Source organism: Komagataeibacter xylinus, from assembly GCF_031081985.1.
Classification (GTDB): Bacteria; Pseudomonadota; Alphaproteobacteria; order Acetobacterales; family Acetobacteraceae; genus Komagataeibacter; species Komagataeibacter xylinus_E.
In genome coordinates this window covers 181,589-199,277 of the sequence record NZ_JARWSK010000001.1, presented here as the reverse complement: position 1 = coordinate 199,277, position 17,689 = coordinate 181,589, and the positions used below count along the sequence as shown (strand labels likewise).

At 65.8% G+C, this 17,689-nt stretch carries 14 protein-coding genes; 3 read left to right on the top strand and 11 right to left on the bottom strand.

What is annotated here, in order from left to right:
• Positions 1–185: 185 nt before the first annotated feature.
• The 3 genes from QEG70_RS00895 to QEG70_RS00885 are packed head-to-tail and all read right to left on the bottom strand — an operon-like array spanning position 186 to position 6,453.
• Positions 186–3,698 carry an ATP-binding protein gene (locus QEG70_RS00895; RefSeq protein WP_308718907.1) on the bottom strand — a complete coding sequence of 1,171 codons (3,513 nt, stop codon included), beginning with the start codon at positions 3,696–3,698 and terminating at the stop codon, positions 186–188.
• Positions 3,685–4,944, bottom strand: a complete 1,260-nt coding sequence (locus QEG70_RS00890) for a metallophosphoesterase family protein (protein WP_308718906.1) — start codon at positions 4,942–4,944, stop codon at positions 3,685–3,687. The genes QEG70_RS00895 and QEG70_RS00890 overlap by 14 nt, the downstream gene beginning before the upstream one ends.
• A gap of 39 nt (positions 4,945–4,983) precedes the next feature.
• A complete protein-coding gene (locus QEG70_RS00885) occupies positions 4,984–6,453 on the bottom strand; it encodes an NAD-dependent succinate-semialdehyde dehydrogenase (protein ID WP_308718905.1) in 1,470 nt (489 codons plus the stop codon).
• A gap of 306 nt (positions 6,454–6,759) precedes the next feature.
• On the opposite strand from QEG70_RS00885, the gene QEG70_RS00880 reads away from it, so the two are divergent.
• Positions 6,760–7,662: a LysR family transcriptional regulator gene (locus tag QEG70_RS00880; protein WP_308718904.1), complete on the top strand. Its 903-nt coding sequence runs from the start codon at positions 6,760–6,762 to the stop codon at positions 7,660–7,662.
• Between the two features lie 58 nt (positions 7,663–7,720).
• Here QEG70_RS00880 and QEG70_RS00875 read toward each other — a convergent pair whose 3' ends face one another.
• The 6 genes from QEG70_RS00875 to QEG70_RS00850 form a co-directional block, all read right to left on the bottom strand.
• On the bottom strand, positions 7,721–8,224 hold the full coding sequence (locus tag QEG70_RS00875; RefSeq protein WP_308718903.1) for a hypothetical protein: 504 nt from the start codon (positions 8,222–8,224) through the stop codon (positions 7,721–7,723).
• 41 nt (positions 8,225–8,265) lie between these two features.
• Positions 8,266–9,120: a carboxylating nicotinate-nucleotide diphosphorylase gene (nadC, locus tag QEG70_RS00870; protein WP_308718902.1), complete on the bottom strand. Its 855-nt coding sequence runs from the start codon at positions 9,118–9,120 to the stop codon at positions 8,266–8,268.
• A 17-nt stretch (positions 9,121–9,137) separates the two neighbouring features.
• Positions 9,138–10,676 carry an L-aspartate oxidase gene (locus QEG70_RS00865; RefSeq protein WP_308718901.1) on the bottom strand — a complete coding sequence of 513 codons (1,539 nt, stop codon included), beginning with the start codon at positions 10,674–10,676 and terminating at the stop codon, positions 9,138–9,140.
• Positions 10,673–11,653 carry a quinolinate synthase NadA gene (nadA, locus tag QEG70_RS00860; RefSeq protein ID WP_308718900.1) on the bottom strand — a complete coding sequence of 327 codons (981 nt, stop codon included), beginning with the start codon at positions 11,651–11,653 and terminating at the stop codon, positions 10,673–10,675. The genes QEG70_RS00865 and nadA overlap by 4 nt, the downstream gene beginning before the upstream one ends.
• A 139-nt stretch (positions 11,654–11,792) precedes the next feature.
• Positions 11,793–12,683, bottom strand: a complete 891-nt coding sequence (locus QEG70_RS00855) for an NUDIX hydrolase (RefSeq protein ID WP_308719421.1) — start codon at positions 12,681–12,683, stop codon at positions 11,793–11,795.
• 61 nt (positions 12,684–12,744) lie between these two features.
• The gene (locus QEG70_RS00850; protein WP_308718899.1) at positions 12,745–13,650 is read right to left on the bottom strand and encodes a diacylglycerol/lipid kinase family protein; all 906 of its coding nucleotides are present in this window, start codon (positions 13,648–13,650) and stop codon (positions 12,745–12,747) included.
• Positions 13,651–13,969: 319 nt separating this feature from the next.
• On the opposite strand from QEG70_RS00850, the gene QEG70_RS00845 reads away from it, so the two are divergent.
• Positions 13,970–15,328 (top strand): amino acid permease, encoded by a 1,359-nt coding sequence (locus QEG70_RS00845; protein WP_308718898.1) that lies wholly within the window; start codon positions 13,970–13,972, stop codon positions 15,326–15,328.
• A 2-nt stretch (positions 15,329–15,330) separates the two neighbouring features.
• Here QEG70_RS00845 and arsC read toward each other — a convergent pair whose 3' ends face one another.
• Together arsC and QEG70_RS00835 are read right to left on the bottom strand one after the other, a co-directional pair.
• On the bottom strand, positions 15,331–15,702 hold the full coding sequence (gene arsC, locus QEG70_RS00840) for an arsenate reductase (glutaredoxin) (RefSeq protein ID WP_308718897.1): 372 nt from the start codon (positions 15,700–15,702) through the stop codon (positions 15,331–15,333).
• A gap of 96 nt (positions 15,703–15,798) precedes the next feature.
• Complete coding sequence (locus QEG70_RS00835; RefSeq protein ID WP_308718896.1) at positions 15,799–16,476, bottom strand: hypothetical protein; 678 nt, start codon at positions 16,474–16,476, stop codon at positions 15,799–15,801.
• A 149-nt stretch (positions 16,477–16,625) separates the two neighbouring features.
• Between QEG70_RS00835 and trhO the strand changes: the two genes are divergently transcribed.
• Positions 16,626–17,675, top strand: a complete 1,050-nt coding sequence (gene trhO / locus QEG70_RS00830; RefSeq protein WP_308718895.1) for an oxygen-dependent tRNA uridine(34) hydroxylase TrhO — start codon at positions 16,626–16,628, stop codon at positions 17,673–17,675.
• The last annotated feature ends 14 nt before the right edge of the window (positions 17,676–17,689 follow it).

Below are 17,689 nucleotides of genomic sequence, written 5' to 3'. Positions count from 1 at the left end.
GACGCACGGAACGCCTTGATGGGCCGTATCCTGCGGCGCGAGGGCCTGTGCCTGCTTAAAGCTCGGCCAAGAGCACTATCGCCACGATAGGAAAACACGGGGCATGTTTAAAAAGAGGCCTCCGGTGCCCATACTGTCCTGATTGTAGGTCAGGGCTCATGGCGCGCGGCAAACGTCGATTGGCATCAGTCCTGTAGTGCCGCAAGGGCCCGCGTGTTGGCCAGGGCGGGCAGTTCAAGCAGGTTGATCGCAGCGCCTCCGGCCTGCAGGGCGCGCGCCATGTCGCGTATGCTGTCGTGATGGGTGAACAGCAGCACCTGCGTGGTGCGGGCAAATTCGGCCAGTACGTTCAGCGTGCTGTGGCTGCGGGCATCATCAAACTGCACCAGCAGGTCATCGGCAATAAACGGCAGCGGTTCGGTGGCGCGGCAATAGGTCTCCACGCTGGCCAGGCGGAAAGCCAGAAAAAGCTGGTCGCGCGTGCCAGCACTCATCTCGCTCACCGCCACCGTACTGCCATCAGGGCGCACGCCACGCACCACGGGCTCGTTACTGGCATCAAGTTCCGTCTGTATGCCACTAAAGCCGCCATCGGTCGCCTGTGCCATAAACTGGCCTGCCTGCCTGACCAGCGGGTCCTGCACCTGCGCGCGCACCCGGTCCATGGCGGCTGCAATCAGGTTACGCGCCAGGGTCAGTTCGGCATATTCCTCCACAATGCGGTGCAGGCTGGTTATGGCCGCTTCGCGCCGGGCGGCGGCCTGCGGGGCCTCGGTATTGTGCTCAAAGGCGGCAAGGGCGCTTTCGGCATGCTGCTCCGTGCGCACGGCATCGTCACGGGCGGCGGCAAGCTGCTCCTGCCGGGCCTGCATCGCCGCCATTTCCGCCTGAAGTTCCGGCCCGTCACGTCCTGCAAGGGCTGCATGAAGCTGGTCGGGAGACTGGCCATCGGTCATGCAGGACAGGGTATGCAGCGCCTGGGCGTGGGCCGCCGCCACGCTGTCGCGCTGTTCCAGCCGGATGGCAAGCTGGCGCAACGCCTCATTGCCCTGCGCATGGGTGCGGGCCTGAAGCGCCTCGATCACGGCGGTGGCGGCCTTCACGCCCGCTTCGCCTTGGGCTAGCATATGGTTGGCCTTGTCGCGTTCGGGTTGCAGGGCTTCACGCTGGTGGCGGGCCTTCTCGGCCTCGCGCCAGTGCTGTTCCAGTTCCTCGGCGGCCAGTGCCGCGTCAGCGGGCAGGCTTAGGGCAAGATCGGGGCGCAGCCCGTCCAGCCCGCGTGCCAGTTCGGTTTCATGTGCAGCCGCCCGCGCCGTGGCTTCATCGAGTTCGGCCAGTTGGGCAATGGTGGCGGGCGCTGCCGCCCATTCATCGGCCAGGTTGCGGCCCGTCATGGGCAGGGCATCGGCATTCAGGCCAATGGCCTGCATGGCGGGTGCCCAGCGGGCGGCCCAGTGCTGCCGTTCGGCCTCAAGCGCCTTGGCCTGCTGGCCAAGCTGGACGCGCTGGGGCAGCAGGTCATCATGCTCGCGCCGCAGGCGGTCATATTCCTCATATGCGCTGGCATGCAGGCGCAGGGCGCGGGTCACGCCCTCCACGCAGGCGGCGGGCGGCAGGTCAGGGTCAACGCCCAGCGTGCGGGCCAGATGCGCAAGCCCGTCACGCTGCACGGCCAGCCTGATGCGCTCTTGTTCAAGGGCTGCGTGCTCCGTGGCGGCCTGTTCGGCCTCGGCCAGCACCTCACCGCGCTGCTGCACGAATGCCCCGAGCGCCGCAGGCGTGGCCGCATGGGCCATGATGGCGGAAAACGGCGCGATGAATTCCTGCCAGTGCCGGGCAATCTGCTGTGCCGTATCAGTCAGGTTACGCTCATGGCAGGCAATTTTGTCGGTACACTGGGCCATGTCGTGGCGCAGCGCCTCGATGCGGGCAAGGCGGTCAGCCTGTGCGAGCAACTGCCGTGACAGGCTATCCGCCTGCGTGATGGCACGCTCCAGCATCGTGGCATTGTGCTGGCGCGTGGTGGGTGGCGTCGTGGTATCAGCACTCAGATAGGCATCACGGATTTCATGCCAGGCGCTATCGCGCTGCGCGCGGGCGGCGTGCAGCATGTCGGGCGTGATGGTGTTGCCCGCGTGCTCGAGCCGCGCAAGGGCCGGGCGCAGGCTGGCCAGCCGTTCGCGCTCGGTGGCAAGGGCCTGGGTGATGCGCTCGTTGTGGATGTGCAGCCGCTTCTGGCCCTCGCCTGCCGCGTGCAGGGCCTGCGCATCAGGGCACGGTAGGGCCTGGAGGGTCGCCACCGTGGCCACACCGAGCGCCCCAAGCCGCGCATCAAGCCTTTCCTCAAGGGCAGCAAGGCTGCTCCTGCGCAATTCAAGGCGTTTGATCTCGGCAGGCAGGGCGGCAAAGATGGCGGCATCCGCCTCTACGGGCCGGTCGTGTCCCTGTGCGCGCAGGGTGTCGAGGCGGGCCGCCTTGCGGGCAATGGCAAGGTCGATCTCGGCGATCCGCTGTTCCAGCGCCGTGGCCGCGTTGCGCCACTGCATCTGGGCATCGGCCATCTGGCGTATTTCTTCAAGCACCACGCGCGCGGGCATGAACTGGCGCAGGTCCGCATCCGGCCCCTTGCCAAGCCACTGGCGCAGGCTGGCCAGGCTGAGGTTGATCTGCTGGCGTTTGGCGTCGCGTTCGGGCCGGGCCGCGCGATCGCGACGGACCACCTGCCCCAGCGCGATCACATGCGCCACGCGCGCGCCCTGTGCCATGAGCCGGGCCTGCGCGGGGGGCACGTCTGTCTGGTGTTGCAGGCGCTGCGCCTGCGCGCGGGCCGTGGCAAGGCTGGCCTGGGCGGCAGTGCTGGCCTCAAGGGCTGCGGTAATCTCCGCCCCCATGCCGGTGGGCAATGCAGCGAGGTCGGCCAGGCCTGCGCGCTCGGCTTCCAGCCGGGTCAGGGCGTGAAGCTGGGGCAAGGCCCTTGCCAGTTGTTCGAGCCGTGCATGAAGGCGGCGAAGATCGGCCTGTTCACGGTCAAAATCGGCCCGTTGCTGGCGGGCCGCGTCGCGCTGCTGGCAATGGCTGGTATAGGCCTCATGCGTCAGCGAAGCTTCCTTCAGGCTGTCCTGTGCCGCGCGGAAGGCATCGGAGGCCTTGTAGAAAGCCCGCTCCGCCGCACGACGGGGTGCAAACAGGGCCGCGCGCCGTTCATCAATCTCGGCCAGGCGTGTCATGAGGGCACGCAGGCCGCCGCCCGCCTCCACAATCAGCCGCCCGATATCGCCATTGGCCCTGAGCAGGGCCGCCCCCCCGCTGCGCAGGGTTTCATCATTGAGGCCGAACAGGGCGGTAAAGCGCTCGCGCGTCATGCCGCCAAGGGCCGGGGCCAGCACGTCATCGCTGACCGGCTGGCCATCAAGGCTGGCCAGCGTGCGGGTGCGGCCCTTGCGGCGGCGCAGGTCGAGCGTGGTGCCATTGGCCAGCACGAGGCTGGCCTCAAGCCGGATCTGGTCATTACCGAACACCGCGCCCGCATCGGACTGGTTGGGAATGCCGAACAGAAAATCGGTCATGGCGGAGAGCGTGGTGCTCTTGCCCGCCTCGTTCGGGCCATGAATGACATGCAGGCCGGGGGTCGCGCCAAAATCCAGTTCCATCTCCGCAATGGCGCCATAGCGGATGATGCGCAGGTTACGAATGTGCATCGCGGCTTTCTTCTGGGTTTTCCACCAATGACAGGGCAAGGTCCACCGCGCGGGCGGGTATGTCGGCTGCAAGCCCCGCGCGCAGGGCCTCGGTGCGGGTATGGGCGGGCATGCGGTCGATCACGGCGGTGAGGATGGCATCGAGTTCCGCACGCAGGGCCTCCGGTGTTGCGCTGGCGCGGATATCGGCGGCAATGCGCCCGCCGGTTGAAGTATCGAGCACGGGCGCGCGGGTGGGCGCGTGGGTGTGGACCTTGAGGCGTTCGAGCCAGATCTCATCGGAGATGCTGGCCAGAACGGTCTCGACTTCAAGCGTCAGGTCACGGGCATTGCGGATCAGTTCGGCATGCAGCCCGGTTGCCCCCGCCAGTTCCAGCCGCAGGGCGATGGGGCGGCCATCCGCCTCGCGCACCACGCCCTCGACCGCATGGCGGATCAGGCCACTCATCGCCCCCCGCGTGGTGGCGGTGGACAGGTCAACCCGCACGCTGGCCCAGCGCACCACGTCAAGCACCTGATGGGCCACATCCACCACAGCACCCGCGCGCACGCTCACCAGCGAGGCCCCCTTCGGCCCCGTCTCACGCGCGTGGCGGCCCTGCAGGTTGCCCGCATAGACCACATAGGGGTCGCGATGCAGGATCTCGCGGGTGTGCACATGGCCCAGCGCCCAGTACTGGTAGCCATGATTGACCAGTTGTTCGACCGTGCAGGGCGCGTAAGGCTCATGCCCCTCGCGCCCCTGGCAGGCGGTGTGCAGGATGCCGATATTGAACAGGCCGGGCACCGGGGGCGGATAGTGCCGGGCAATATTGTCGGTCACGTCGCGGCGACCGAAACTACGGCCATGCACGGCCACGCCAAGGTCGTCCATTACCTGTGTTTCGGCCTTGCGGGTATCGAACAGGTGCACGTTGTTGGTGACGTGCAGGTGGCGGACAAAGCGGTTCTCGGCATCATGGTTGCCCAGGATCATGAACACGCGGATGCCCGCCTGCTTCAGCCGCGCCATGCCGTTGACAAAAAACAGCCCGCACTGCGCATCACGCAGGTCACCATCAAACACATCTCCCGCCAGTACCACGAAGCGGCATTTACTGCTGATGGCAAGGTCGATCATGTCCGTAAAGGCCCGGCGCGAGGCATCGGCAATCAGGCGGGCATAGTCATCCGACCGCGCACCCAGGCCGCGTAGCGGGCTGTCGAGATGCAGGTCGGCGGCATGAAGAAAGCGGAATTCGTTCATGCCACCATCGTACTCCATTGAAAGCGGATGTAAATGTAATCAGGCACCAGGGTCGGTGATATCGGTGCAGACGTATTTCATCTCCATGTATTCATCCATGCCATAACGCGACCCCTCGCGCCCCATGCCCGACTGCTTGATGCCGCCAAACGGGGCGACCTCGTTGGAGATCAGGCCGGTATTATGGCCCACCATGCCGTATTCCAGCGCTTCGGCCACGCGGCAGGCGCGGGCGTGGTCGCGGGTGAAGAAATAGGCGGCAAGGCCATATTCCGTGTCATTGGCCATGGCGACGGCTTCCGCCTCGGTGCCAAAGCGCATGAGCGGGGCCACGGGGCCGAAGGTTTCCTCATGGGCAATGCGCATGGCGGGTGTGACATCGCGCAGCACGGTGGGGCGATAGAACAGCGCGCCCGCCCTGTCGCGCGTGCCGCCACACAACACGCCCGCGCCCCTGGTCACGGCATCACGCACGAGGGTTTCCACCTTGTCGCGCGCGCCAGCACTGATCAGCGGGCCGATGGCGGAATTGGGCGCGTTGCCCGGCCCCACATGCAGCTTTTCCACCACGCGGGCGAAGCGGGTGGCGAAATCATCATAGATGCTGTCATGGACCAGAAAGCGGTTGGCACACACGCAGGTCTGGCCAGCGTTGCGGAACTTGGCGGCAATGGCGCTTTTGATGGCCTGTTCGATATGGGCATCCTCGAACACGATGAAGGGCGCATTGCCGCCCAGTTCAAGCGACAGGCGCTTGAGCGTGGGGGCCGACTGCGCCATGAGAATGCGCCCCACCTGCGTCGAGCCGGTAAAGGACAGCTTGCGGATGGCGGGGCTTGCGCACAGCGCCTTGCCCAGCCGCACGCCATCGCCGGGCAGCACCTGCACCAGCCCCGCGGGCACGCCTGCCTGATGGGCAAGTTCGGCCAGCGCAAGCGCGGTGAGCGGGGTCAGTTCCGATGGCTTGATGATCATGGCGCAACCCGCCGCAAGAGCGGGGGCGGCCTTGCGGGTGATCATGGCGGCAGGAAAATTCCACGGCGTGATGGCGGCACACACCCCCACGGGCTGGCGGATCACGCTCAGCCGGGTGGCGGGGTTGGTGGGGGGGATCACATCGCCGTAGCCGCGCATGGCCTCGGCTGCAAACCATAGCAGGAAGCTTGCGGCGTAACGGATCTCGCCTGCCGCTTCCGCGCGGGGCTTGCCCTGCTCGGTCACGATCAGCGTGGCGAGGTCATCAAGGTTATCCATGACCAGATCATGCCAGCGCGCCAGGATCACCTGCCGCTGGGCGCCGGTGCGGTTGCGCCACTGTGCCTGCGCCGCCACGGCCGCCTCAATGGCGCGCGCCACATCAGCCGCCCCGCATTCCGCCACTTCCGCCACTTCCGCGCCGGTGGCCGGGTTGTGCACGGCCCGGCGCGCGCCATTTGCAGCAGGCGTCCATTCGCCATGGATGAACGCATCCTTGCGAAAAAGCGATGTATTGGCGAGAGGCACGGTCATGTCAGGCTCCGATCGGACGCGGGGACGGATTGAGTAATGCTTATGCCTTCATCAAGGATCATATCCGATGTCGTCAATGCCGCATGAGGCCGGAACGTGGCGCAACCTGTGGCTGCACCCCCGTTTCGCCTGCACGGGCGCGGATCATGGCGAGCATGCCGCCATAACAGCCGTGCCATGCGGCCCAAGAATACCCTTTCCGCCAGCCACCCGCATGCCGGTGCACAGGGCGCATGAACGCGGGCAGTGGTGCGCCATGCCATTGTCAGATAGGTATGAGGCCGTTTTTATCAGGATGGATGTGGCGTGTTTCTGCGGCAGTTGACCTATCTCATAGCGCTTGATCGCTACCGGCATTTCTCCCGCGCGGCGGAAAGCTGCGGCGTGTCGCAGCCTGCGCTCTCCTCGGCCATACGCCAGCTCGAGACCGAACTGGGCATTACCATCATTCGCCGCACCCGCCGCTTCAATGGCCTGACCGATGAGGGGCAGCGCGTGCTCGACTGGGCACGCCAGACACTGGCAGCCCTTGATGGCCTGCGGCAGGAAGCCGCCTTCGCGCAGGCGGTGGCAGGCGGCTCGCTGTCGATTGGCGTCATGCCGCCAGCGCTCCAGGCATCACCCGTACTGCTGGAAAGCTTCCGCACCGCCATTCCCGGCCTGCACCTGCAGGTGCGCCTTGGCTCATGCGCCGATACCATCCACCGCCTGCGCCAGCAGCAGCTTGACCTGGGGCTGGTCTATCTTGACCAGATCCCCGCCGATGGCCCCTTTGAAGCCCTGCCGCTCTATACCGAGCAGCATGTGCTCGTGGCCGCCGAGCCGTTCGTGCTGCCCGCAGGGCGGCGCGAGTGGCACACGCTGGCCGACCTGCCTCTGTGCCTGCTCAGCACGGAAATGCGCACCCGGCAGATTGTGGATGCGGCCTTTCGCGGGGCGGGCGTAACGCCTGCCATTGTCATGGAAACCAACTCGCTCGAAGTGCTGTATGCCGAGTTGCTGGCCGGGCGGCTGGCCAGCATCCTGCCTGTTGCGGCCCTGCCCACCCATACGGGGCATGGCCGCCTGCAGGTGCGCCCGCTGGGGCCATGTGCAACCCCGGAAGTGGGGCTGGCGCGGCTGGCGCAGTCCCTGCCCACCGCATTGACCGTGCGGGTATGGGAGATTGCGGCGAACATGGACATGCGCGACATCTTCGCCCTTGGGTAAAAGCGCGGGCGAAGTGCCGCGATAAAGACCCGACCCTACGCCACGGCCCGGGCGGTGCTTATCGGCCCCATCCCTGACCGAACTGCTGCATCTGCTGCTGCTGTTGCTGTTGCATCTGCTGGCGCTGCTGGCCAAGCTGTTCCTCCTGCTGGCGGAACTGCTGGTCCATCTGCTGGCCCTGCTGTTCACGCTGCTGGCGGATCTGCTCGCGCTGGCGCTCGATCTGTTCACGCCCGCCGGGCTGGTTGCCCATCTGCCGGGCCTGCTGGTCAAGCTGCATGTCCTGCTGGCGGAACTGCTGATCCATCTGCTGGCGCTGCTGCTCACGCTGCATGCGCATCTGCTCGCGCTGCTGGTCAAGCTGCATCTGCTGCTGGCGGAACTGCTGGTCCATCTGCTGGCGCTGCTGGTCGCGCTGCATATGTATCTGCGCGTCCTGCTGCTCACGTTGCATGCGCTGCTGCATGTCGGGCTGGGCATGGGCCAAGCCTGCGGCCATCAGGCCGCCTGCAACCGCAAAGGCTGCAAGGCGGTGCGAATATCGGGCGGAAAGACGGGCCATGGTTGTTTCCTTATGTTACAAACCCCTTCCTTCCTACAGGATCAGGGCTGGTAATCCAGCCCGATATCCATGACGCGCACGGTATGCGTGAGCCATCCCAGCGAGATCAGATCCACCCCGGCCTGTGCCACGGCGGTGACCGTATCGGGCGTAATCCCGCCCGAGGCCTCGGTTATGGCGCGGCCATCCACCAGTTTCACGGCTTCGCGCAGCGTATCGGGCGGCATGTTGTCGAGCAGGAATACATCCACGCCGCCAACCTCAAGCCCTTCACGCAACTGATCCAGCGTGTCCACCTCAAGTTCGATGCGCACCAGATGGCCCGCCGCCGCCCGCGCGCGTTCGACCGCCGGCCTGACGCCACCGGCAAAGGCGAGGTGGTTGTCCTTGATCAGGATCGCATCATCAAGGCCAAAGCGGTGGTTGCTGCCGCCCCCTGCCCGCACGGCGTATTTCTGGATGGCGCGCAGGCCGGGCATGGTCTTGCGCGTGCAGGTGATGCGGGCGCGGTAAGGCCGCACAAGGTCAGCCACCGCAGCCGTGGCCGTGGCGATGCCGCTGAGATGCGACAGGAAGTTCAGCCCCACCCGCTCGCCCGACAGGATGCCGCGCGCCGGGCCTTCCACCGTGGCCAGCACGTCACCCGGCCCGACCCTGCCGCCATCGCGCAGCTTTGGGGTAAACGTAATGCGCCGGTCCATCAGGGCAAAGGACAGGCGCGCCATGTCCAGCCCCGCGATCACGCCGTCCTGCCGCGCCACGAAGGCGGCGCGGACAATCGTATCGCCCTCCCCGATCACGGCATCGGTGGTGAGATCGCCCGCGCGGCCCAGATCTTCGAGCAGGCCCGCGCGCACGAGGGGTTCGAGCATGATGTCGGGCAAGGGATGGAGCATGGGGGCGTTTCTTTCCTTCATGGGGGCGTAGTGGCCAGGGGCGTGTTCATCTGCGCGCTCAGGCGGGCAATATCTGCCAGTGTCAGCCGCGAGGCATGGGCCGTGGGCGCTGCGTGCGGATAATCGCTGCGAAAATGCCCGCCCCGGCTTTCCGTGCGCATCAGGGCGGCATGCATGATGGCGGCACAGACCAGCCGGGCATCGCTTTCAGGCTGGGCCAGCACCTGCGCCAGCCCGGCCTCAAGCTCCGCCCCGCTGCGGATGACACCGGCATACCGGCTCATGAGCCGCCGCATGCCTACCGGCGGGGGCGCCCAGGCGGGCGCATCGGCCTTCACGCTGGCCACGGGCCGGACCGGGCGGTCATGGCCATCAAGCGCCTGCCCGATCCATGTGCCGAACGACACGGCTTCAAGCAGGGAATTGCTGGCCAGGCGGTTGGCCCCGTGCAGGCCGGTGCAGGCGACCTCGCCCGCAGCCCACAGGCCCGGCACGTCGGTGCGCCCGGCATGGTCAACCACCACGCCGCCCATATGGTAGTGTGCTGCGGGCCGCACGGGGATGGGCTGCGTGAGCGGATCAATGCCATGCGCCGCGCACAGCGCCGAAATGGCGGGAAAATGCTGCGTGAAGGCAGCGCCAATGGCCTTGCGGGCATCAAGATAGACCGTGTGCCCCGCCATCATGTGCCGCCACACCGCACGCGATACGGCATCACGCGTGGCAAGTTCCTCAGTAAAGCGGGCGCCGGTTTCATCAACCAGCGTGGCGCCCTCGCCCCGCACGGCCTCGCTGACAAGGCACAGGCGCTGCCCATCCTCCCCGGCGGAAAGCGCGGTGGGGTGAAACTGCACGAATTCCATGTTGCCCAGCACGGCGCCCGCGCGCGCGGCAATGGCAAGCCCGCCGCCCGTGGCCCCTGCCGGGTTGGTGGTATCGGCAAACAGGCCGCCCACGCCGCCCGTGGCCAGCACGATGGCGGTGGCGGGCATGGTCACCTGCGCGCCTGCAATGACGGCCTGCAGCCCCGCTACCGCGCCATCATGCAGCACCAGATCACGCGCATGGGCATGCTCGATGACCGTAATGCGCGGGGTGCGCCGCACGCGGGCGGCGAGCGCGCGCATGATGGCGGCCCCCGTCGCGTCCTCGCCCGCATGCACGATGCGGCGGCGCGCATGCGCGGCCTCAAGCCCGCGTTGCAGGCTGCCATCGGGGTTGCGGTCCCATGCCACGCCGAGGGCTGCAAGGCGCTCGACTACGGCGGGGCCATCATCGGTCACCCGCGTCACGATTTCGGGGTCGCATAGCCCCGCCCCTGCCGCCAACGTGTCGGCCGCGTGCAGGGCGGGGGTGTCATCCGCGCCCACGGCGGCAGCCAGGCCACCCTGCGCCAGCCAGCTTGCGGCGTGGGGGGGGCGTATTTCATCCAGCCGGCCCGCGCATAGCAGCACGCAGGGCCGCTTAGTGGAGAGCGCGGTCATGACCCCCGCCAGCCCCGCCCCCACGATGAGCGGCTGCCCCACGAGTGACGGCAGGGCCGGGCGGGCGGTCATATCGCCAGCATGCGCTCGACGGCACGACGGCCACGGCTGGCCATTGCCGGGTCGAGCGTGACCTCATGCGTCATGTTTTCGAGCGACTGGCGGATATTGGCCAGCGTGATGCGCTTCATGTGCGGGCACATGTTGCACGGGCGGATGAACTCGGTCTGCGGGTAGCGCACGGCCAGGTTGTCGCTCATGGAGCACTCGGTCACGAGCAGGATGCGGCCGCCCTTATGGTCGCGCACGTAATCATCCATCATGGCGGTGGAACCGCTGAAATCCGATACCGCCACGACCTCGGGCGGGCATTCGGGGTGGGCGAGCACCACGAGGCCGGGATGGTCGGCGCGCATGCGCTCGATCTCGCCGGGCGTAAAGCGCTCATGCACCTCGCAGTGGCCCGCCCAGGTGATCATCTTGATGCCGGTCTCGGCCTCGATGTTGCGGGCAAGGTATTCATCGGGGATCATGATGACCCGGTCCGTGCCCAGGCTCTCCACCACGCGCTTCGCGTTGCCCGAGGTGCAGCAGATATCGCTCTCGGCCTTCACCTCGGCGGAGGTGTTCACATAGGTCACGACCGGCACGCCGGGGTAGCGCTGGCGCAGGAGGCGCACATCGGCCCCCGTGATGGAATCGGCCAGCGAGCAGCCTGCCTTGAGGTCAGGGATCAGCACGGTGCTGTGCGGGTTGAGCATCTTGGCGGTCTCGGCCATGAAATGCACGCCCGCCATCACGATCACGTCGGCATCCGTATTCTGCGCCTCACGCGCAAGGGCGAGGCTGTCGCCACGGATGTCGGACACGCAATGGAAGATTTCCGGCGTCTGGTAGTTATGCGCCAGAATGACGGCGTTGCGCTCGCGCTTGAGGGTCTCGATCGCGCGGATATCCTCGACAAAGGTCTCCCATTCCATTTCGGGGACCAGATGACGCACCCGGTCATACAGCCCGTCCGTTTTGCCACGTGGCGCAATCTGGTTCATGCCTGTTCTCCCTTCCCATTCCCGCATGCCATTTATGCTCATATTGAGTATAAGTCAGGCCGCAGGGACCGGCCCCACACTTCCAGAGGGAAACAGCCCGCTTGTCAATCAGGATTTTCGTGAGGTGTGCTTTGCCCGCTCAGGGCTGCACCAGCGGAATCTTGGTGCCAACGAACTGCCGCGCCTGCCGCACCTCGCCACAGAAGCGGAACAGGCGGGCCGGACGGCCGCCGGTACGTTCCTCGATTTCGCCCGTTTCTTCAACCAGTTGCTGCTGCATGATCAGGCGGCGGAAATTCTGCTTGTGCACATGCACGCCCGACAGGCTTTCCATCACGCGCTGGAGCTGAAGCAGGGTGAAAGCCTCCGGCATCAGTTCAAACACGACCGGACGATAACGTATTCTTGCACGCAACCGCGCCATGGCCGTTGCCAGAATGCGACGGTGGTCATGGTGCATGGACTGCCCCGGCACGGCGCGATCGGGCGGGCAGCCTGCCTCGGCCACCAGTCCCGCCTCATACAGCAGTTCATAGCGCTGGAGCACCAGTTCGTCATTCCAGGCCACCATGTCGCCAATGGCGAACAGGCTGACACAGCGCTGCCACTGCCGCACGCGCTCGGCCGCATGGCCCATGCCCGCAACCCAATGGCACAGCAGGCGCTCGATCAGGGCCAGGCTGGCGCGGCCCTCGTCGCTCTTGCAGTTCTCCCACGGGAAGTAGTCGTACCAGTCGCGCCACCCCGTCTCGCCCGCGTGGCTGCGCGTGAGGGCGAGATAGGAGATGGCGATCATCCGCCCCTGCGTGGTGGCAAGGATGCGATCATGATCGGCAAAGGTGTAGAGTTGCTCGACATGCCCGATGGGGTGGCCGGTCTGGCGCTCGACCCATGCCCTGACGCCCGCCTGCAGCGAGCGATGCGTGCTTTCCAGCGGGCCGGAAGGCAACTGCCGCCCGTGGTCGATGGTCATGACCTGGGGAACATCCCCCCGCACGGCCGTCAGGACAGCGATCAGCTCGATCATCATATGGGTTGTCATGGCGGGCGGAAACCTATCACGCCATGGCCCGGTTTGGGGAGGGATTTTCCTATCTTGCCGCGCGCGGACAAATGGCGACGCGGATGGGCTGGTCACTGATCTCCGCGCGTATGGCGGTCTGGCCATGCGCGTCGCCATCGCTCTGCACGGGTAGCCCGGTGGGGGCGGGGATGGCGACGGTGGTGGCCCGCAGCACCGTCACATCCTTCTGGCGGGGCAGCGTGCCGCGCAGCAGGGCCAGCCCGTAGCGCAGGGTCGCCCACGGCCCGGCGCTGCCAAACAGCACGACGGAGAACGCCTTCTCCGCCTGCATGGAAACGGGTGCGAGCACATGCTGGCCCGCATACAGCGCACCTTTGGAGATGATGGCCGATGAAGCTTCATGCACAACGCCATCCACCTCCACGCGCAGCGCGGGGTAGCGGTAGCGCCACAGCGCCCGCAGCACGGACACCACATAGGCCGCGCGGCCCACCGCCTTTTTCAGCCGTGGCGAGACGGTCTGGACCACATGGGCATCAAACCCCACCCCCGCCATCTGCACGAAAAGCGATGCGCCCTGCGCCGTATGCAGCACGCCGGGCCACACGGTCATGCTCGTACCCGCAATGATGCCGCGCGCCAGCAGGCCTTCATCAAACGGCAGGTCGAGTTCACGCGCCAGCACGTTGGCCGTGCCAGCGGGCAGCACCGCAAGCACCACATCCGACCCCGCAAGCCCGCGTGCCACTTCGGCTACGGTACCATCGCCGCCAATGGCCACGACATGGCTGCACCCGCCGTGGCGCACCGCGTGGCGTGCCAGTTCGGTGGCATGACCCCGGTCGCGCGTATGGGCAACCTGCACCGCAACACCCGCGCGGCGCAGGGCTGCGGCAAGACGGGTGGCATGGCCTGAACGCCGCCGCCCTGCGGTGGGGTTGACGATCATGGTAACGGATCGTGACGTCTTCATGACCATAGCGTGTAGACCACCCCGCGCACACTGGCTACCGGGCTGGTTCAGCGGACCATGCCGCAGGGTAGCACGGCACAGCCGCCCTGCCGTTGTGCTGCAAAACCAGCGTGTTATGACTTCATGCCCCGACCCCGCTCCCCTTTACAGACGGTGTGGCTTCCTGTCCTAATGGTCGGGATGAAAGTGAAACGATTACAGAGGCGCGGGCAGCACCATGGCTGTCCGGCATTGACATGGGCCCGCCCGGCCGGGGCCGGTTTTTCCCCGTGGGCGAGCGGCCCGTTGCATGCATGGTACGGGCACGATGGCCGGCGCCATGACTGAAGTCACGCCCCCCTGCCCCGCCCGGCCTGCCTCCGTGCTCAGGCAGCGCCACATCATCATGATTGCGCTGGGCGGCGCCATCGGGGCCGGGCTGTTCGTGGGCAGCAGTGCTGCCATTGCGGCGGTGGGGCCTGCGGTGCTGCTTGGCTTTGTCGCGGTGGGCATGCTGGTCATGCTCGTCATGCGCATGTTGGGGGAGATGGTTGTTGCCAGCCCCGGCAAGGGATCGTTCGTGGAATATATCCGCGCGGCGCATGGCAATGGCGCTGCATTTACCACCGGGTGGCTGTACTGGTTCTTCTGGCTGGTGGCGCTGGGCAGCGAGGCGATTGCAGGCGCGATCCTGCTGCATGACTGGATCAGGCTGCCGGTGTGGGTGCTGGCCACGGCGCTGATCGTGGCGCTGAATCTGGTCAACCGCATGGCGGTGCATATTTTTGGCGAATGCGAGTTCTGGCTCTCGCTCATCAAGGTGGCCAGCATCGTGGCCTTTGTGGTGGCGGGTGGCCTGTACGTGGCGCATGTTTTTGGTCCCGGCGTGCCGGTCGTGCATAATGTAACGGGTCATGGCGGGATTTTTCCCCATGGCGCGATGGGGGTGCTGGCCATCATCCCCACCCTTCTGTTCACCATGATCGGCTCGGAAATCGCGACCGTAGCCGCCGGTGAATCCGCTGAACCGGCCAAGAACGTGGCGTATGTAACCCGCAGCCTCGGCACGCGCATCATGCTGTTCTACAGCCTGTCCATCGCGCTGATCCTGATGATCGTGCCGTGGTGGACCATCGAGCCGGGCCATTCGCCCTTCGTGGCGGCCATGCAGGTCATGGGCATTCCGGGGGCGGCTGCGTGCATGCGGGTGGTGGTGCTGACGGCGGTGCTGTCGTGCATGAACTCAAGCCTTTACATCACCTCGCGCATTCTGGCCGAACTCTCCCGCCATGGCGATGCGCCTGCCCTGCTGCAACGCCGCAACAGCCAGAACACGCCGGTCAATGCCATCATGGCCAATTCACTGGCCGGGGGCGTGGTGGCATTTTCCTCCATCCTCGCGCCGGACACGGTGTTCTCCTTCCTGCTCAGTTGCAGCGGGGGCGTGATCCTGCTGGTCTATTCACTCATCGTCACGGCCTATGTGGTCACCCGCCGCGCGGCCACGCCCGCCATGCGGCAGGCATATTTCCGGCTGCCGTTGTTTCCCGTCATCAACATGGCAACGCTGGGGGGCGTGCTGGTCATTTTCGGGGCGATGCTGCTCAACCCGTCGCAGCGCATGACCGCGCTGGCCAGCCTGGGCACGACAGTGTTTTTCGTGCTGGTCCACGCCCTGCGCCGCAAAAACCAGGCGTGATTTCAGGCTGAAGCCGGGCGGGCCTGTGGCAGGATCTCGAACAAAGTCTCCTTCGGGCGGCACGGTCGGGCCTGCGTGTCGGTCATGACCACGGGGCGGTTGAGCAGGATGGGATGGGCGGCGATGGCGTCAAGGATCTGCCCATCGTCCAGCGCGGGATTATCCAGCCCGAGTTCGGCATAGGGCGTACCGCGTTCGCGCAGCAGGTCGCGCACCGGCACGACCAGCCTGCTGGCCAGCACATCGAGTTCGGCCCGCGTGGGCGGTGTCCTGAGGTATTCCACCACGACCGGCTCGATCCCGGCGGCGCGGATCAGGGCAAGCACGTTGCGTGACGTGCCACAGGCACGGTTATGGTAAAGGGTTACGGTCATGGCATGCCCCACATGGCGCAAGAGGAACAATCTGATGGGCCTTGCGGCCTGCTCCGGTCGTCCCCCATTTCCGCGCGGACGTAAAGGGCCTTCTGTTCAGAAGGGAATTTCATCCGGGCCAACCTGTGTTTGCGGTGCAATGCTGTAGGCATCGATGAAGGCTGCATCACGCGGGAAGTGAAACTGCCGCAGCGGTGGCGGCACGGAGGCGTCATCTTCCGGCACGTCAACGGGCAGGACAAGGCCTGCTTTCAGGTTCTCCCTGACCATGTCAGCCACAAACGGAATTTCCCTGTCATTGATGATATTTGCCGTTGCGATGACATGCGGCCCCTTGAGCACGTAAGCATTATACTGGCTGTCAAAGCATACGTGCAGACCGGCATCCACGCCGCGCACGGCCTTGCAGGTGGCTGCGCGGACATGCGCCATCTCCTGCGTAAAGCCCATCCATGCTGCCCTGATGGCCTGCATGTAGGTTATATGGTGGACAATCAGGGTCCGCATCGGCGCGACATGCGCCCGGACCTCAATGCCGGAAGACGGGAAGACGATGCATCCATCCTTTTCGAACGCAATGAGGGCTGCACCCCGCAGGGCCAGCTTCCGGCCATTGTAAAGGAGCAGGTCAAAATCCCCGGCAGCGCCCGGCGGATAGACCTGATCGACAAACGTGCTGATATCGGAAAAATCTCTCCCCGAGACCATTTCCAGCAGGAAATGCTCCCAGTCATCATGCCGGTAGAAGATATTCCGTGTCAGATCGTCCGTCATGCTTCCTCATCCTGACCCGGCACAGGGCCGCCTGCCATGCGCCCGCTCACCATCGCGCGGAGGGTGCATTCAGGCCGGGGTTCGGTTATATCATGGCGCCATGTATCCGCATGCCTGCATGTGGCCGTTTTTAACACAGGGTTGCCAGTGTGACAGATCCATCCCTTTCTTCCGCATCTTCCGCGCCGCAGGCGGATCTGCCCATCCGTGTCGCGGCGCTTTATCATTTCACCCCGTTTGCGGATGTTGCCGCCGTGCGCGAGCAACTGCTTGCCGCCTGCCACGAACTGGGCATACGCGGCATATTGCTGGTGGCGCATGAAGGGATCAATGGCACCATTGCCGGAACGGATACGGCGATTGACGCCATACTGGCCATCATCCGCGCCCTGCCCGGCTGCGCCGGGCTTGAGGTCAAGTTCTCGCGTGCGCCTGCGCTGCCGTTTCACCGCATGAAGGTGCGCATCAAGCGCGAGATCGTGACCATGGGCATTGACGGCCTCGACCCGCGACGCGACGTGGGCCATTACGTGCCACCCGAGGAGTGGAACGCCCTGATTGCCGATCCCGATACCATCGTGATCGACACCCGCAATGATTACGAGGTGGCGATTGGCACCTTTCGCGGCGCGATTGATCCGGGCACGAAAACCTTCCGCGAATTTCCGCAATGGTTCCGCGAACGCAGGGCCGCGCTGGAGCATGAAGGCCGCACACCCAAAATCGCGATGTTCTGCACCGGCGGCATCCGCTGCGAGAAAGCCACTGCCTTTGTCCGCGCCGAAGGGGTGGAGGACGTGTTTCACCTGCAGGGCGGCATCCTGAAATACCTTGAAACCGTGCCCGAGGCCCAGAGCCTGTGGGAGGGCGAATGCTTTGTGTTTGACCAGCGCGTAAGCGTAGGCCACGGGCTTGCACCGGGCACGTTCGACATATGCCACGCCTGCCGCACGCCGCTCAGTGCTATGGACCGCCAGTCGCCCGACTATGAGGAAGGCGTGTGCTGCCCGCATTGCACGACGGACCGCACCGGGGCGCAGCGCCAGCGCTATGCCGAACGCGAACGCCAGATCAAGCTGGCCAGAAGCAGGGGCACGCACCATATAGGCCTGCCCCTGCCCGCAAGCGCTGATGCTGACGGGAATGGGCAGGCGGAATCAGGCCCTGCGGTACAGCACGAAAAACCGGTTTCAGAGTAAAGCTTTACGGACGC

What these genes read in the sequence shown, in the direction of transcription:
- QEG70_RS00895 (WP_308718907.1), bottom strand. Translation starts at nt 3,698, where the DNA reads ATGCACATTCGTAACCTGCGCATCATCCGCTATGGCGCCATTGCGGAG.
- QEG70_RS00890 (WP_308718906.1), bottom strand. Translation starts at nt 4,944, where the DNA reads ATGAACGAATTCCGCTTTCTTCATGCCGCCGACCTGCATCTCGACAGC.
- QEG70_RS00885 (WP_308718905.1), bottom strand. Translation starts at nt 6,453, where the DNA reads ATGACCGTGCCTCTCGCCAATACATCGCTTTTTCGCAAGGATGCGTTC.
- QEG70_RS00875 (WP_308718903.1), bottom strand. Translation starts at nt 8,224, where the DNA reads ATGGCCCGTCTTTCCGCCCGATATTCGCACCGCCTTGCAGCCTTTGCG.
- nadC (WP_308718902.1), bottom strand. Translation starts at nt 9,120, where the DNA reads ATGCTCCATCCCTTGCCCGACATCATGCTCGAACCCCTCGTGCGCGCG.
- QEG70_RS00865 (WP_308718901.1), bottom strand. Translation starts at nt 10,676, where the DNA reads ATGACCGCCCGCCCGGCCCTGCCGTCACTCGTGGGGCAGCCGCTCATC.
- nadA (WP_308718900.1), bottom strand. Translation starts at nt 11,653, where the DNA reads ATGAACCAGATTGCGCCACGTGGCAAAACGGACGGGCTGTATGACCGG.
- QEG70_RS00855 (WP_308719421.1), bottom strand. Translation starts at nt 12,683, where the DNA reads ATGATGATCGAGCTGATCGCTGTCCTGACGGCCGTGCGGGGGGATGTT.
- QEG70_RS00850 (WP_308718899.1), bottom strand. Translation starts at nt 13,650, where the DNA reads ATGAAGACGTCACGATCCGTTACCATGATCGTCAACCCCACCGCAGGG.
- QEG70_RS00845 (WP_308718898.1), top strand. Translation starts at nt 13,970, where the DNA reads ATGACTGAAGTCACGCCCCCCTGCCCCGCCCGGCCTGCCTCCGTGCTC.
- arsC (WP_308718897.1), bottom strand. Translation starts at nt 15,702, where the DNA reads ATGACCGTAACCCTTTACCATAACCGTGCCTGTGGCACGTCACGCAAC.
- QEG70_RS00835 (WP_308718896.1), bottom strand. Translation starts at nt 16,476, where the DNA reads ATGACGGACGATCTGACACGGAATATCTTCTACCGGCATGATGACTGG.